This is a genomic window from Ligilactobacillus pobuzihii E100301 = KCTC 13174, assembly GCF_000349725.1.
Lineage (GTDB): Bacteria > Bacillota > Bacilli > Lactobacillales > Lactobacillaceae > Ligilactobacillus > Ligilactobacillus pobuzihii.
In genome coordinates this window covers 1-14,803 of the sequence record NZ_APCP01000043.1, presented here as the reverse complement: position 1 = coordinate 14,803, position 14,803 = coordinate 1, and the positions used below count along the sequence as shown (strand labels likewise).

Here is a 14,803-nt window from a genome sequence, read left to right as displayed (position 1 = left end):
AAGCCTCTTTCAGGACATCAATTCAATTTAAAGTGCAAATAAAGCTCTTAGGAATACTTTAAAAGCTAATAACGATAAATTATCCATTTAACTATTTAAAACGCTTAAAATGCATTTTAAGACTAAATAAAGCCAAAACAAATTTAACTAAACAGTTGGCCTAAAAAGAAGTCAAATTTGCAGCCATGCAACAAGTGAGCCTGAAATATTACCTAAACCCAAAATTGTGCTGTTTACCCACAACTTTATAGCCTAGTTTAAGTTTAGAATTACTTTAGAATAGCTTTAGAAACAGTTCTAAACTTTTGGAATTAAAAAAAGCGTCATAACTGGGTTAATAGACGGTCGGACTTTGCAACTCCACCCCCTCCACGTTGTTTTGTGGCTGGAGTTGCAAAGTCCGACCTAAGTTACCGCAAATAATTCCCCCAATATTAAAATAAAAATTCCTGAAAATGTGACTAGAAAAAATTAAAAGTTAACTTCACAGACATAGAGCTAAATTCAAGTTCAACCACGTTTTTAAATTCAAAAGTACCTAAAAAATTAACTAAGTCAAAATCAAAAAACAGTAAACCAAAATCTTAACTCAAAAAGACAAAAGAACTAAACCTGACCTGTCAAAAATGACAGGAGTGTGCGCACTTACACCCTTGACGACTGTCAAAGGGTATTTCCCCACTAGAAAAACGTGGGGATTTTGTAACAGAAGGCTGGCGCCAACAAGACCAAATTCAAGTGAAGTTAGTCATCAGAATTGATCACATTCTCAAAAATCCATTGACTATAATTGAACCGATCTGCTGGACTAATGATCCACGGATGATTGATTTCATAAATCTGAATTTCAGTTTCTAAATAAAGCAGTGTTTTACCTTGATTGAAAGTATAAACTGGGGCTGGAAAATCGAGTTTGCTAGCAACTTGGTGGACACTTTGCCGAGAGTTCATGTCCCAGCGTTTTTTTAAGTCGTCACGAGTTAATAAGTGAGGTAGTTGTGCTTTTTCTGCTTGAGCTTGTTGTTGCAATTTTTGCGTAAATTCTTTTTTAGTTTGGTTGGGTCGCCAGTCAGTAAAAAGATCAAACTGGTGATTTTGAAAATCTAAATCCATAAAGGTCCCTCCTAAAAGTGAAACAAATGTTATACTTTTAACTGGCAACTTGCCCTGAAAGGGGGCGTTGTCTATGGTACATGATATTCTTTCGTTGATTGTCGCACCTATTATTGTAGGTATAGTTATTAAACTATTCTCTCATTGGTTAGATGAGAGTGACAAAGACGACGATCACTAGCAAGTTGTCAATCTAACCCACACGCTGAATTCCGCGCAGCGAAAAAAAGAGCCGGTACCCATGCAGGGGTACCGGCTCTTGTGCTGTCTATGCACGATATTCTTTCGTTCCGCAAGCTCATTATAGCATGCTCCTAAAAGTAGAGCAATTTCTAGGTTTACTTACTATAACATGACTAAAACTAGCTTTAATAAAAGCTAGTTTAGCGTATCAGAAGTTTCTTTTTAGCATAACTGAGACTTTAATTTATTAAATCAACTGGTTTATTGCAAATAAGGTTAAGGCAGGATTCAAAATTATTTGTTTTTTAAATCATCTATCGTATTTATATCTTTCATATATTTAGGCACCGCTAAACCTGTCTTAGCGTGTTGCATATTTTTAGCAAGTTCATCATATTTGCCTTGATATTTTTTAGCATATAATTGATTAGTGACTGGTAATTCTACTGTTACGGTTGCATCCGAACTACCATGTGCAATAGAGCTCCACATGACACCTATATCTAACTGTCTCATAGTTACATTGTAACCTTTTTGTTTTAAAAGAGTTTTTACTAACCTCGTTGCTGCTATTTCATAATCATACGGTGTGTAAACTAAATTAACTTTCTTACCTTTACCTGCTGGGACGCCTTTGGTCCATTTTTTTACCTGTTTAGGATGGGTTTCAATAAATTCATTTATTGCTTTTTGAGTATCCATACCGTCATTAATTTTTAACATTAGTGGGACAGCCATGTCTAACGTCCAATTAAACTGTTTTAATAGTTTTGCAGCCCCAGGATTTTCTTTCCTAAAGCCGAGTCTTGCTATGGTGCGCATTGATTCACCATGGCCATAAACATGTTTTGGGTCCTTTAAAAATTTCAAGGAATATTTTGCAACCATCCAATGGGGCTGCCAACTAAGAACTACGATTGGTTGCTTGTGTTTGACTGCTTTATCTAAAGTACTAGTCATAGCTGCTGTTGAAGTTGGCATAATTTGCCAATTGGCCTTTTTTAATCCATATTTATTTAAAGCGTCCTCAGTTTTTTCCATTGAACCAGCGCCTGCTTCAATACCTGTGATAGTATAATTCACCTGTTTGCCCAGTTTTTGATTTTCTTTATATGTTGGAGGGTCCCCACAGGCAGTAAGTATAATCATTAAGGTAAAAAAAGCTAGTAGGAATTTTATATAATGGTAAATGTTATTTTTCAAATGTTGACTCCTTACAATTTGTGATTAGTTCATTTTGGGAATAAATACCGCGGTATATGATGGTATATCATACACCACATGGTGGTCTTGCTGCAAAGTTCCCAGATAAATGGCCCCTTCTTAAGCGTCACATATTTATGATTGTACTGTAACGTAGCTTAGCTTTTTTCATTTCGCAGACTTTTTGGCAAATTTCTAGCAGTTTCTAGCATAGTAAAAAGCTATGTTATAATAATGTTGAGGGAAATGGTCATTGAGATTCACCTTCTAGTCGACTTGGATTGATCCCCAAGTCTGAAAGTGACTACGAATGACATTCGGCCTCCTGGTAGAGCATCAGGAGGTTCTATTTTTGCACAAAAATAGGTCCACTCAATTTTGGAGTGGACCTATTTAACATAACTGGGACTTATCTAGAGTTATTAAAAACACGTAGACTGTTTTTACGAGAAACTACCAAATTTTAATCTTAAAGAGCTCTTTTAAGCCAGATAAAATTAAAGTTGGGACTGCTGGGACTAATAAAACGAGTAAATAAACAGGCCACGATAAAGAAGCTGTCCCCATAACAAGCTGGAAAAAGGGAATAATAGTAATTAGAAATGAGCTGATCCCGGCAAATAACACAGCAACAACTAAATACTTATTTTCAAAAGGATTTCTTTCAAATAAAGTTCTGCTACTACGTGCGTCAAAAACGTGCCACAGTTGACCATAAACTAAAGCTAGAAAAGCCACAGTTTGTGCTTGTTGACTGGTCATTTCTTGGTGTGCAGCCCATAAAAAGGCTAAGAATACTAATAGCCCCATAAAGAAACCACGGATTAAAACTCGTGACCAAACATGGTTGGCTAAGACTGATTCGGCAGGATCTCGTGGTTTTTGTGTCATGATATTATCTTCAGGGACATCATATGCTAAAGAAAACGACGGTATAGCGTCACTGACCATATTGACCCATAAAACCATGAGAGCAGTCAAGGTTGGTGTTGTGCCTGGCACATGGCCAACAGTTTGATTAAAGAATAATAAACCAAGCAGGATAGCTAAAACTTCCGCAACGTTGGTAGTTAACTCATGCCGCATAAAGTTTTTAATATTACCATAAATTGTGCGGCCACCTTTGACCGCTCTTTCAATGGTAGTGAATTTGTCATCTAGTAAAATTAAATCGGCCGAATCTTTAGTAACCTCTGTCCCAGTGATTCCCATAGCAACACCAATATCGGCCACACGTAAAGCTGGCGCATCGTTGATCCCGTCACCAGTCATGGCGGTGATCTGTTGGTATCGTTGTAATTGCTTAATGATACGTTGCTTATGCTCAGGTGAGACTCGTGCATAAACGTCAGTAACTTTAACCTTGTCAAAAAGTTCGTCGTCGTTCATTTTTTCAATATCGATCCCTTTAAGGACCGGGGCAGTTTTGTCTGCAATGATCCCCAGATCTAAAGCAATTGCCCGGGCAGTTTTTTCATGGTCTCCTGTGATCATGACGACTTCAATATTGGCATTGTGCAAGGTTTTAACAGAAGTTTTAACTTCTTCCCGTGGCGGGTCAATAATTCCAGCGACTCCGGTTAACACCAAGGACTGTTCTAAGGATTCAGTTGTGCCATGCAAAGCCTCTTCTTTACTAAGAGTCCTTTGCCCTACGGCTAAAGTTCTTAAAGCATCGTCAGCATAGTGGTCAACGGTGGTTAAAAAAGTAGTTCGTGCTTGCTCTGACTGTTCGACTTGGTCAGCAACCAGGATCCCCGTGCTGTGTTTGATTAACACATCAGGTGCACCTTTAGTAAACAAAGTATATTTATCATTGTGTTTAACAATCACACTCATCATTTTACGACTACTGCTAAAAGGTAAGGTCCGGACTATTTTACTTTCTTGTAGTAATTTTTCTCGTACTAAACCTGCCTTACGCCCTAAGACAGTTAAAGCAACTTCAGTCGGGGTGCCTAGCGGCTCATAGTCACCATGGTCGTTTTTTTGAAGCGAAGATTCATTACACAGAACAGCACCGGTTAAAAAATCTTGTGAATTACTAATAGAAGGAGCGTCCTCACTCGAAATTTGCCCGCTTGGATTATAGCCTAAACCACTGACTGCATAAGCAAAACCATTGGCATAATATTTAACAACAGTCATTTCATTTTTAGTTAGGGTTCCGGTTTTATCGGAACAAATATAGGAAGTAGCACCAAGTGTTTCGACACTATTCAAAGATTTGATCAAGCCTTGATTTTGGGCCATTTTTCGAGCTCCAATAGTTAGAACAATGGATAAAACAGCAGGTAGGGCATCAGGAATGGAGGCGACAGCTAAAGCAATGGAAGTAGATAGAATCGCAGCAAATGAGGCAAAAGTAAATTCCCCAGCCTTAATGATGCCAGCAACAAAAGTAAAAATAACCAAAGCTGCTGAAACTAACATTAGTGTTTTAGTTAGGCTCTTGACGGTGTTTTGTAAAGGGGACGGTTTGGTTTCCACGGCTTGGATCATTTGCGCAATATCGCCTAACTGGGTTTGACTGCCCACTGCAACAACTACGCCGAGACCTTGTCCGTTGGAGACAGTGGAGCCAGAAAAGCCCATGTTTGTTTGATCGCCGACCTCAACTTCTGTGGGAATTGGCGCAGTATTTTTTTCGATTGCATCAGCTTCTCCAGTTAAATGGGCCTCAATCACTTGTAATTCGTTAACGTCTAGCCAACGAATATCAGCTTCGACAAAATCACCCACTTGATTATTAACAATATCGCCCACAACCATTTCAGTTGTAGGGATACTCTGCCATTTGCTGTCACGTAAAACAGTTGTATGCCGATCATTCATTTCTTGTAAGGCGTTTAGGCTCTTACGAGCACTGATTTCTTGCCAAAAGCCTAAAAAGGCATTTATGACGATCAAAATAAAAATAGCTGCTGCTTCATATAACGATTCACGGCCACTTTTAACATGACCTTGAACTTGAATGTCATAAAAAGCGCTTAGTAGTGAAAGGACAATTGCACCCATAAGCACGATTACAATCGGCTCTTTAAAATTTTTCAAGAAAACTTTCCAATAAGGAGCTTCTTTCTTTTCAGGTAGTTTGTTTTCGCCCCATTTTTCTCGGTGATCAGTTACTTGTGTTGCAGATAACCCTTTTTTTGGATTAACGTGAAGTTGTTTGAGAAGGGCTGTTTTTTCTTGTTGGTAGACTTCCATTTACGTCACCTCTCCTTAACGATAAAAGACAAAAAACGCAAGCTAACAAGATCTCCCTCACCCTTGGAAGAAAAATCTTGAAAGCTTGCGCTTCAACCTATGCTATATTTTTGTGTTGAAAAAGAATACTTACCACAGAATACTAAAATTTAGTGTTTTTTGCAAATTTTTAACCTAGCAAAACTAGTTAAGTGAATTATGTTAGTGGTTTATTTTGGAAATAGTTCCTCTTAGTAAAAATGGTGCAATCAATGTGGTTATAATAATGGCCCCGATCACAGCAGAATACCGGTCAATAGATAGTAAGTGACTTTGAAGCCCCAATTGAGCAATGATCAAAGCCATTTCTCCTCGTGAAACCATGCCAGCACCGATCATGAAAGAACTTGGCCAGGAAAAATGTGCTAGTTTGGCACCAAGACCAGCGCCCAATAATTTTGAAAGAATCCCACCGATCGAGAGAACAAAAAAGAGCCAAAAATCATTAATAATCCCCGTAAAGGTCATATTAAGCCCAATGCTAACAAAAAAGACTGGAATAAATACTGCATAACCGATCGGTTCGATATTACGATCAATTAGAACTTTATAATCAGTTTGACCGATAGCTAATCCAGCAAAAAAGGCTCCGATTACAGTACTTAAGCCTGTGATATCAGCTAAATCAGCTAATCCCAGACAAAGAACTAATGAAATTAGTGTTTCAGAAGCGGGAACTAACAGTTTGGAGCTAAAATGCATCACATAAGGAATAACCCAGCGACCTAAAACAAAAAGTAAAACAAAGTAACCAATTTGAAGCAAAAGCGAAAGAACAAGATTTTGCTTGTTGCCGCTACTATTAACTTGACCACCAGAAAAACTGATGAGGATACTTAAAACAATTACGGCTAAAACATCATCTACAACAGCGGCTCCTAGAATAGTAGTTCCTTCGTGACTATCGAGTTGTTTCATTTCTTGGAGGACAACGACTGAAATTGAAACGGAGGTGGCTGCAAAAGTCACTCCCAGAAAGATACTTTCCAACTGTGAAAAGTGGAAATATAAGCCTGTTAAGTAAGCGATAAGAATAGGAAAAAGCATACCCACAACAGCAACATAAGTACTTGGCCGAATAAAACGACGGAGTAGCGAAAGGTCGCTTTCGAGACCAGCAATAAACATTAAAATAACGACCCCGATCTCAGAAAAGAAGTGGATAAAGTCGTTTGGCTGGAGCCAATTAAGTAGCGCAGGCCCTAATAAAATGCCGACCAATAATTCACCAATCACGGCTGGTAAATTGAGCCGGGCACTAAAATGACCGCCAATGGCAGTTGAAATTAAAATTAAACATAACGAACCAATAAATTCCATTACAAAATCTCCTTCTAATTAAAAAAAAAAGACTTCCAAAAATCCTTGGCAACCCAAACCAAGGAAAATTCTTGAAAGTCGAAACTTCAACCAAAACTATTTAAATTTAGCAATAAAACAAACCTCGTATAGAGCAGAGTTTAGTATAAGCAAAAATTATCTGTGACATGAAGAAGCAGACTTTTTAGTTAAAGTTGTTTTTTGCTCATAGAAATAGCTGTTAGAAAATTATTCTAACAGCTACGCATAAACATAGAAATAATTATTTATTTAAGAGTAGCATGGAGTATTGAGATATGCAAGAAAAACCTAGTACGACGCAAATAGCAAATAGCTTTTGGTTTTAGTTTGTAAGTCTTAACAAATATCCATTGGGATCTTGCAACAGAAATTCTTTTTGCTTGATTATTTCATTGGCTCCAGTGTAGTGACTAATCTTCATGTCACGGTATAAGGTAATATTATGTTCTTTAACTCTTTGATAGATTGAATCGACATTTTTTATTTCCAAAGAAATGTTTATTCCTTGTCCTAAAGGATAAGTTAATTCTCCGATATTCCAACCATTGTCATGTATTTCTTCCAGCATTAATTGATTTTCTTCTAGGGACAGAAACACAAATTTATCTTCCTGACGCTCATATTCAATTTTAGCTCCTAAAACATTTAGATAAAAATTCTTTGATTTATTAATATCAAAGACAGACAATTCAGGAATTGTTTTGTTGAAATTCATTAATAAGCACCTCTAAATTAGTTTTAATTTATTATCCAAAGTCGATATTATCTAACATTTCCTCGGTACTGGCTTGATCTAAACCCAGATAAGCCAGTGTCATAGCCTCACTGCTATGGTTTAGGAGGTGCATAACCAGCCCGATATTGTAGTTTGATTGGACATAGACGCGGTACGCGCCGGTTTTGCGCATAGTATGGGTTCCCAAATAGTCCAAATTCAACAGATCGCCCACTTTACGCATGATCTTGTAAAACTGTTTCTCGGTCAAATGCTGGTCCGGGTGCTGCGTGGAGGGAAAGAGCCAGGGCGAGATTAGATTTTCCTGTTGTAACCACTGTTGGTAGGCTAAGAGGTCGCCAATGACCGGTTTTAAGTATAAGCGGTTGGCTTTCCCCGTTTTTTGATCATGGAGATACGCGTTGAGACGCACGTTTCCTCGTTCGTCGAAGACATCTGCCCGTTTGAGCGTTAAAAGGTCGCTGACACGCAACAAAGTCGCCTTGCCGAGCTGAAAAATGGTGTAGTTGCGCCGGCCGGCCTTGAAATCTTCGCTTAAACAGCGCTGGACCTGGTGTAAAACGTTCGAATCTTTGATCGGTAAGACTTTTTGTTCCATAATAATGCCCCCCTTAACTGAAATTTGCTTTTAGTAAAAGATTTATTTATACTATAGATGTAATACGATCGTAAACGAAAAACTAGAAGGTGAATAAAATGAGTAACGCAACCATAAAAGATAAAACAATTTCCACGCGGGTCACCAATGAGATCAGTGAACGTGCGAAAGCTAATCTGGCCAAACAAGGGTTGACCGTCTCGGAATATGTCCGTTTGTCGTTGGTTAAAGCGGCCAATAACGAAGTTCGTTTGCTTAATTTTTTAGATTCTCCGGAAGCACTAGCTGCCAAAGCAGAAGCTGAAAAAGGTGAAGTTACTGAGATTGGTTCAGTCACTGACTTTAACGATTGGATTGATCAGTTAGATGAAGATTAAGGCCACGAAAGCTTTCGAACGTGAACTAAAAAAGCTGAAGAAAAAACACTTCCCGATTGAAATTTTAAAACCATGTGTTGCAGCGATCGTGGCGCAAGATCAAGCCACATTAAAACGGATCAAAGATCATGCGCTACAAGGAAAATGGCACGGATATCGCGAATTTCATCCAGCTCGTTATGGTAATTACGGAAAAAATTATGACGGCTGGATCGTAGTTTATCGCATTGATCACACAGAGCTGATCTTGCTGTTGGTCACAACCGGACCGCATGAAATTTTAGCGCAATAAGCTTTAAAATAGCCTCTGATTTTGTTAAAAAATCAGGGGCTATTTTTATATTTTAGTGGTAGTTTTTGCCCCTTAAAATTTAGCTTACCATTAAAGGGTTGATTTAACAACTTTTCCGAGGGTCCATTACTCAATAATAGACCCTAAAATGATTATTTAAAGTGTTGTGAAAGTTAAGATTCCTAATAAGAAACAGCAAGCACAAATACCATAAATAGAAATAGTCTTGTTTCTTTTTTCTTTATCTGTAATCTTTAATGCGTGGTCATACTGTATCTTTTTCCTTTGTATTGTTTGGTTTTTTAAAAGTTCCATAAAAAAAGCAAAGAATAATGCAAAAAAACCAATGGAATCTGTAAATCCAAGCATAGAAAAATCTCTTTCAAAAATAGCAGTATAAATACCAATTGTAAGACTAATTAATGCTAAGGCTCCAAATAAGAGGCGGAATTTATTAAACTTTTGAAAAGTACGGTAATGTTTTCCATATAAAATTGGTAGTCTACCAAGCTCAATAATGCTTGTTTTTTTTCTTTTTTCTTTTTTTGTAGTGTAAAGATAAGAAATTAAAAAAAACAACGTTAAAAGTAACAATAAATCAATAAAAAAGGTCATAAGAAGTCTTCTTTCATGGATTAAACAAATTTAGAGAACATTTTTTATAATTTTCTCATAAGTATAAAAAAAAACAAGGATTCTTTTGAATCCTTGTTTTTAAGTTTTAAGCGGCTATAGCCAAAGCTAGTATACCTACAAATATAATAGTAGCATCGAGTTCATAGCCAATCACTGTTCCAGGATCGGGGGCTTTGGGTAGTGATTCTAAAACGGACGAGAGTAATGTTGACCTGTAGTTTTCAATGCTAAGTGCAAACTTAGCTGTATCTTTAGCCGCCTTAAAAATAGTATCAAGATTATTATTATACTTTTCAACGTCCGTTGCTGAAACTCCTACCGGTACTGTTGAGCCATTATATTTGTGCATATGGATCTTAAGGGTGATAGCATATCCTAAATCATAAGTCGTGTTATCTTGGCCTTTGTGCTCAATGGTAGACTTAAGCTGTAGCGTCAACACATGATCACCGGCACTAATGTTACTAGTCGTGGTAATATCACCGGCTTCAATTTTTCCACCAATTGCTGAAATTTGAGATAACAATGAGTTAGGGTCAAATGCAAGTTTGTTTTCCTCAATAACCTTTTGGACAGGACCATCAAATGAGAAATCAACTTTATGGTTGTTGATGTTGTAAGTGGTTTTTGCGATTCCACCTTCTGTGCTAATATCCCCTTCAAAATCAACTGAAAGAGTAATTGTCGCAAATAAGGTGTTAACGGTATAAATATCCCCTGCAGCAGTTACTTTAATTCCCTTGAAAAGATGAAAAATATTTGTACCGTCGGCTAAACTTTGGATAACATTATTAACCTTATTAAGATCGTCAGAAGTTCCGTATTTTTCAGGGCTAAGTTCTTTGATAGCAGTTTGACGGCTGGACGTTGTAGCTACCTTATCAATTGCAAAATCTCCAATAGAGATTTCAGAAAATTGATCAAAGCCCCAAGCCTTTGGAATAGCAAAACCTAAGTTACCGGAATAACCGGTTGACATGTCTGAAACAAAGGCCTTTGTTGCGAAACCAGCAGCGATAATTGTTTGTGCAACGTTGCGTGTTCCATAAATACCTGTCTGATAACCATAACTTGCAACGCTGCTTTGGACGGCCTTAAAGTAAGGAGTGGCCGATCCAGAAATATCTCCAGCTTGAATGTCGGCATCAACAGCAAAATAAATTACTGTGTTAGTAGGAAATCCTAGCCTTTTGGCGGCCTGACCAGCTTTATGACCGTCTGCGGTTCCGCGTGTACTAGTAAAATAGGCTTGGTCGTCAGAAGCTCCGTCTTGGAAAATTGGAAAGAGAGCTAATCCAGCGCTTGTAATTGTTTGTACTTCAGTTGCTGTTAAATTTTTTGCTCTCTCTGTACTGCCACTACCAACTGACCCTGTTAAATACCGACCAACGATTGAATAACCGGCCTTTTTAAGCGTTGAAACACGAGTGGCATTTAACTGAAACGAAGTATCACAGGCAATAGCGGAACGGTCTGGGTTGCCGGCAGAAGTCAATAAACTCATGAAAACGTCTATGCCAGCAGAAGCTCCATTAGTAGAACTTAGAGCCATAGTTGTCGCAAAAGAAGAGACAGCATTTACAACGGCTGTTCCATACGAACCGTCAAAAGAGCCTGTGTAAACTTTGTTATTAACATAGAGACCCCATTGTAAAATCCTGACAAAATTATTCTTTTGTCCTTGGGTCACGGTTGGTGTTTTTGTTTTAGTAGACGGGCCATAGTAACCAGTTGCTGTATCAACACTCAAACCTTCCTCAGCCTGCAAGGCATAAATCAAAGCAGTGTTCGTATCCCTTTGATAAATCCCATCACATGGTAAAATACCAGTGTAAGCTTGATAATCATGATTAAGCTGTTGTTGCATTGAACGGATTTTAGCGTCCCCACCAGGAACTAAAACAAACGCGCTCATTGTTAGCAAGGCTTTCATAATGTCCGAGTTTACGTTGGCGCTGGTGTCTTTGATACCGGCGTCTTTTTTTAATTCAACGACAGCAGCCGCCGTGTTAGTAGTAAATTCTCCGGTAAAGTCTTCAGGGTTGATACCCTTACACCAAAAGCCACCTTGGATTATTTTAACAACATTGTGCTTAAAGCCAGTTTTAACTTTATTAGCAAATTGAGTATCCCATTTAGCGGCAGTTGAAGGACCAAAATTATCAACTAGATCTGTGATCCCTAATTCGTGTTGCAGAGCTCTAGTTAACCCATAAACTGTATTCCAACCAGTATTACCGTCCTCGGGCACTTTACCAAAGCCAGAAACTGAACCATAAGTTTTGTTGAGCCAGACTTGTGTTTCTTTTACCATTTCATCCATACATAAATCATCCTTTCTGTGTTTAGTGACTATAGCGCCTAAAACGAACAAGCTATCGAATTAGTAAGCAGTTTCTGATCCAACCTCCTTAAAAATTATTTGCTCAATAATCGAACACCAGTTCGAATAGACGACTTAATTTTAGCACAGAAAAACAAGAAAGCAAATTTTTGTCGAATTATTTTCGAACAAAAAAAGATCTTCCAAGAAAAAGGGAAGATCAAGTAATATATATTTTTGAGGGTCTGTTTCTCACAAATAGCCCCTCTTATTTATTGCCAAAAAGGCGTTTAAAGAAGCCTTTTTTAGGTTGCTTTTCTTGCTGGTTGTCATTATTATTTGTCGTTTGGTCATCATGTTGATTTGCCTTAGTAGCTTGTTTGTCTTCGGGCTGTTCTAGTTGATTTATCCGTTTTTGATCTGCTAAATGTAACTGTTGCTCATGATCTAAAAGTTGTTGGGAATGTTCTAATTGTTGTTGAAGATAACTATTTTCTTGTTCTAAATGTTGTATATAGGTGTTTTTTGCTGACAACTCGCTATGCAAACTGGTTGTCGATTGAGTTTCCGATTTAGTTTGCGACTTTTTGATAATTCTCCTAATAACAGACTCATTTTGCAAACTAATACTATATTTATTGCCAACCTTTTTTGGCTTTTTGTTTGCAGGAAGTTGATTAATTATTTTTTGGATATATTGTCGTGTATATCCTAATTCAGAAGCAAGCTCTGTTACTGTTTTTGTTTTTGCCATGTTGTTTACCCCATACTAACTTTTAGAATTTTTATCCATTCCTAAAGCTTTTAGCCGTTCATCTATTTCATGTCGTAGTTTCAATTTTTCTTCCTCTGAAAGCTGTGTATTTCGATCTTCATTAGGTAACGTTTCTTTTTGATTAATTGTTTTTTTAGAGTAATTATTGTAAAGGCGTTTTTTGGCATTTTCTTTTTCTTGCTTGGTTAAATCATTATTATTTTCGATATTTGTTATTTTTTTACGCATTTCATACCAAGAACTTTTTAAAAAGTCATTTTCGTTTTTATCTTCAGGCTTCCAGGTAAACTCATAACCGGTTATTTTACCACCATGACCCTCGTGGCGTTTTTTAACTTTTAAACCACGAAATATAGGAGATAGTTCTTCTTTAATTGGTTTTAAAACGCGTCTATCAATGGCATCTGTTCTATAACTTTCAGGAATATCCAATAATTCTCTAAATTCAGACATTTTAAAATTTCTTTTACCAACAGTTCTGTATTGCTTTAATAGTCGAAATGCTGTTTTAGAGTACGTACTTTTCAGGCTTGCGAACTGTTCCAAACTAAACCTAGTCCATGTACGTAACTCATTAAAAAGCCCCTTAAAATCTGGATTAACAGCAATGGTTACAGTTTCTGTAGATCTTTCGATTTCATATTTTGTGAATGCAACAAACCTAACAATTTTATCACCGTCATCATTTCTCGCACTGATACTTAAAAGCTTGTCATATACTTTTTCTAAATCCTCAATAAATCGTCCATTGTGGTTTTTATATTGGCTTAAATACTTCAATTGTGTAAATGAAAATGAAATATCATTGGTTCCTTTATCTATGATTCTTGAAGCAATGGAAAAAAATAAATTCATTTCACGGGAGTTAAAACGACGTAATGGAATGGAATTTAGTCGATTATCGTATTTTACGAGCTCATTTACCATATAATCACCTCATAATTTAAAAAGAGCATATCACTTTCTATTCAATACATCAAATAATTATGTACGGAATAAGCGGGCAAAATGTACGGAATAAGCGGGCAAAATGTACGGAATAAGCGGGCAAAATGTACGGAATAAGCGGGCAAAATGTACGGAATAGAACGCTATAAACCATGAGTGTCAAGGGATACAGACTTTCTAAAGAGGTTTAAAGAGGTTATTAAAGAGATATAAAGAGGTTCAGTTTTTAAATTAACTCAGTTTTTCTACTTAAAGCGGACAAAATGTATAAGATAAGAAAAAATAAAGTTCAAAAACGCTCGGTACCCTCGCTTAAAAAAGGAGTGCAAGAAACCCACTTGCACATTAAAACTCCGCTCACGTTGTTCGCTGCGCACTCCCTCCGGTCATTTGCCCCTAAAAGGTGTGAGAGAAGATCACTCTCACATTTAACTCCATTCGCTTCGCTCATTGCGCAGTCGCCCCCGGCTCCTTTGCTAAGTTCAAAACATGTCAACAGAAAATCTTCGGGCACGCCCTCAGAGCAAGTCATAAACTACAAATATTTATTACACACCTAACAATGCTACTAAGATCAAATAACTATAAAAAAATTACAAGGAAATACTATCTTTAAAGAAACTCCAAAGAATCTGTACAGAATCCCTAAAGAAACGCTTCTTTAAGTTAAGCAAAGATAATATTGTTAAATAGCGGTCCTTAGCCGGTCGTTTTTTGTGACTCCACCCTCTCCACGTTGTTCTGTGGCTGGAGTCACAAAAAACGACCTCCAATACAGTAAAAAAACACTAAACCAAACTAAACAACTTAGCCAAAAGCACCTAATTAAACTAATAAACTCAGCACTAACACAAAAAATAAAATTCAAATTCCACACCACAAAACCAAGTCAAAAACACAAAACAAATTCAAGATCAAAACCAAAAAACAAAAACAAGCCTCTTTCAGGACATCAATTCAATTTAAAGTGCAAATAAAGCTCTTAGGAATACTTTAAAAGCTAATAACGATAAATTATCCATTTAACTA

The 14,803-nt window shown here is 37.1% G+C and carries 13 protein-coding genes; 3 read left to right on the top strand and 10 right to left on the bottom strand.

Features of this window, described 5'->3' with window-relative positions:
* Positions 1 to 744: 744 nt before the first annotated feature.
* Positions 745 to 1,113, bottom strand: coding sequence for a hypothetical protein (locus tag LACPOB_RS0100300; protein ID WP_017866859.1), 369 nt, complete (start codon positions 1,111 to 1,113; stop codon positions 745 to 747).
* A 73-nt stretch (positions 1,114 to 1,186) separates the two neighbouring features.
* Between LACPOB_RS0100300 and LACPOB_RS12545 the strand changes: the two genes are divergently transcribed.
* Positions 1,187 to 1,294: a type I toxin-antitoxin system Fst family toxin gene (locus tag LACPOB_RS12545; protein WP_017866858.1), complete on the top strand. Its 108-nt coding sequence runs from the start codon at positions 1,187 to 1,189 to the stop codon at positions 1,292 to 1,294.
* A gap of 296 nt (positions 1,295 to 1,590) precedes the next feature.
* On the opposite strand, the gene LACPOB_RS0100290 is transcribed toward LACPOB_RS12545, so the two are convergent.
* The 5 genes from LACPOB_RS0100290 to LACPOB_RS0100270 all read right to left on the bottom strand — a co-directional run bounded on the left by LACPOB_RS0100290 (position 1,591) and on the right by LACPOB_RS0100270 (position 8,423).
* The gene (locus LACPOB_RS0100290; RefSeq protein ID WP_017866857.1) at positions 1,591 to 2,499 is read right to left on the bottom strand and encodes a glycine betaine ABC transporter substrate-binding protein; all 909 of its coding nucleotides are present in this window, start codon (positions 2,497 to 2,499) and stop codon (positions 1,591 to 1,593) included.
* 453 nt (positions 2,500 to 2,952) lie between these two features.
* Positions 2,953 to 5,709 (bottom strand): cation-translocating P-type ATPase, encoded by a 2,757-nt coding sequence (locus tag LACPOB_RS0100285; protein ID WP_017866856.1) that lies wholly within the window; start codon positions 5,707 to 5,709, stop codon positions 2,953 to 2,955.
* Between the two features lie 201 nt (positions 5,710 to 5,910).
* On the bottom strand, positions 5,911 to 7,068 hold the full coding sequence (locus LACPOB_RS0100280) for a cation:proton antiporter (protein WP_017866855.1): 1,158 nt from the start codon (positions 7,066 to 7,068) through the stop codon (positions 5,911 to 5,913).
* Between the two features lie 343 nt (positions 7,069 to 7,411).
* Positions 7,412 to 7,804: a bleomycin resistance protein gene (locus LACPOB_RS0100275; protein ID WP_010499829.1), complete on the bottom strand. Its 393-nt coding sequence runs from the start codon at positions 7,802 to 7,804 to the stop codon at positions 7,412 to 7,414.
* A gap of 31 nt (positions 7,805 to 7,835) precedes the next feature.
* Entirely contained in the window at positions 7,836 to 8,423 is a 588-nt protein-coding gene (locus LACPOB_RS0100270) for a site-specific integrase (protein ID WP_017866854.1), read from the bottom strand.
* 98 nt (positions 8,424 to 8,521) lie between these two features.
* On the opposite strand from LACPOB_RS0100270, the gene LACPOB_RS0100265 reads away from it, so the two are divergent.
* Both LACPOB_RS0100265 and LACPOB_RS0100260 read left to right on the top strand, forming a co-directional pair.
* Entirely contained in the window at positions 8,522 to 8,800 is a 279-nt protein-coding gene (locus LACPOB_RS0100265) for a type II toxin-antitoxin system RelB/DinJ family antitoxin (RefSeq protein ID WP_017866853.1), read from the top strand.
* Positions 8,790 to 9,092, top strand: a complete 303-nt coding sequence (locus tag LACPOB_RS0100260; protein WP_017866852.1) for a type II toxin-antitoxin system mRNA interferase toxin, RelE/StbE family — start codon at positions 8,790 to 8,792, stop codon at positions 9,090 to 9,092. The genes LACPOB_RS0100265 and LACPOB_RS0100260 overlap by 11 nt, the downstream gene beginning before the upstream one ends.
* 156 nt (positions 9,093 to 9,248) lie before the next feature.
* Here LACPOB_RS0100260 and LACPOB_RS0100255 read toward each other — a convergent pair whose 3' ends face one another.
* The 4 genes from LACPOB_RS0100255 to LACPOB_RS0100240 form a co-directional block, all read right to left on the bottom strand.
* Positions 9,249 to 9,707: a hypothetical protein gene (locus tag LACPOB_RS0100255; protein ID WP_017866851.1), complete on the bottom strand. Its 459-nt coding sequence runs from the start codon at positions 9,705 to 9,707 to the stop codon at positions 9,249 to 9,251.
* A 106-nt stretch (positions 9,708 to 9,813) separates the two neighbouring features.
* Positions 9,814 to 12,051 (bottom strand): glycoside hydrolase domain-containing protein, encoded by a 2,238-nt coding sequence (locus LACPOB_RS11410; protein WP_017866850.1) that lies wholly within the window; start codon positions 12,049 to 12,051, stop codon positions 9,814 to 9,816.
* Between the two features lie 268 nt (positions 12,052 to 12,319).
* Positions 12,320 to 12,805, bottom strand: a complete 486-nt coding sequence (locus LACPOB_RS11405; protein WP_017866849.1) for a hypothetical protein — start codon at positions 12,803 to 12,805, stop codon at positions 12,320 to 12,322.
* 15 nt (positions 12,806 to 12,820) lie between these two features.
* Positions 12,821 to 13,753, bottom strand: coding sequence for a replication initiation protein (locus LACPOB_RS0100240; RefSeq protein WP_017866848.1), 933 nt, complete (start codon positions 13,751 to 13,753; stop codon positions 12,821 to 12,823).
* Positions 13,754 to 14,803 lie beyond the last annotated feature (1,050 nt).

Bases quoted from the DNA above. Each gene is read 5' to 3' on its own strand.
- LACPOB_RS0100240 (WP_017866848.1), bottom strand. From the start codon at position 13,753: ATGGTAAATGAGCTCGTAAAATACGATAATCGACTAAATTCCATTCCA.
- LACPOB_RS0100275 (WP_010499829.1), bottom strand. From the start codon at position 7,804: ATGAATTTCAACAAAACAATTCCTGAATTGTCTGTCTTTGATATTAAT.
- LACPOB_RS0100255 (WP_017866851.1), bottom strand. From the start codon at position 9,707: ATGACCTTTTTTATTGATTTATTGTTACTTTTAACGTTGTTTTTTTTA.
- LACPOB_RS0100285 (WP_017866856.1), bottom strand. From the start codon at position 5,709: ATGGAAGTCTACCAACAAGAAAAAACAGCCCTTCTCAAACAACTTCAC.
- LACPOB_RS0100260 (WP_017866852.1), top strand. From the start codon at position 8,790: ATGAAGATTAAGGCCACGAAAGCTTTCGAACGTGAACTAAAAAAGCTG.
- LACPOB_RS0100300 (WP_017866859.1), bottom strand. From the start codon at position 1,113: ATGGATTTAGATTTTCAAAATCACCAGTTTGATCTTTTTACTGACTGG.
- LACPOB_RS12545 (WP_017866858.1), top strand. From the start codon at position 1,187: ATGGTACATGATATTCTTTCGTTGATTGTCGCACCTATTATTGTAGGT.
- LACPOB_RS0100270 (WP_017866854.1), bottom strand. From the start codon at position 8,423: ATGGAACAAAAAGTCTTACCGATCAAAGATTCGAACGTTTTACACCAG.
- LACPOB_RS0100280 (WP_017866855.1), bottom strand. From the start codon at position 7,068: ATGGAATTTATTGGTTCGTTATGTTTAATTTTAATTTCAACTGCCATT.
- LACPOB_RS11405 (WP_017866849.1), bottom strand. From the start codon at position 12,805: ATGGCAAAAACAAAAACAGTAACAGAGCTTGCTTCTGAATTAGGATAT.
- LACPOB_RS11410 (WP_017866850.1), bottom strand. From the start codon at position 12,051: ATGGATGAAATGGTAAAAGAAACACAAGTCTGGCTCAACAAAACTTAT.
- LACPOB_RS0100265 (WP_017866853.1), top strand. From the start codon at position 8,522: ATGAGTAACGCAACCATAAAAGATAAAACAATTTCCACGCGGGTCACC.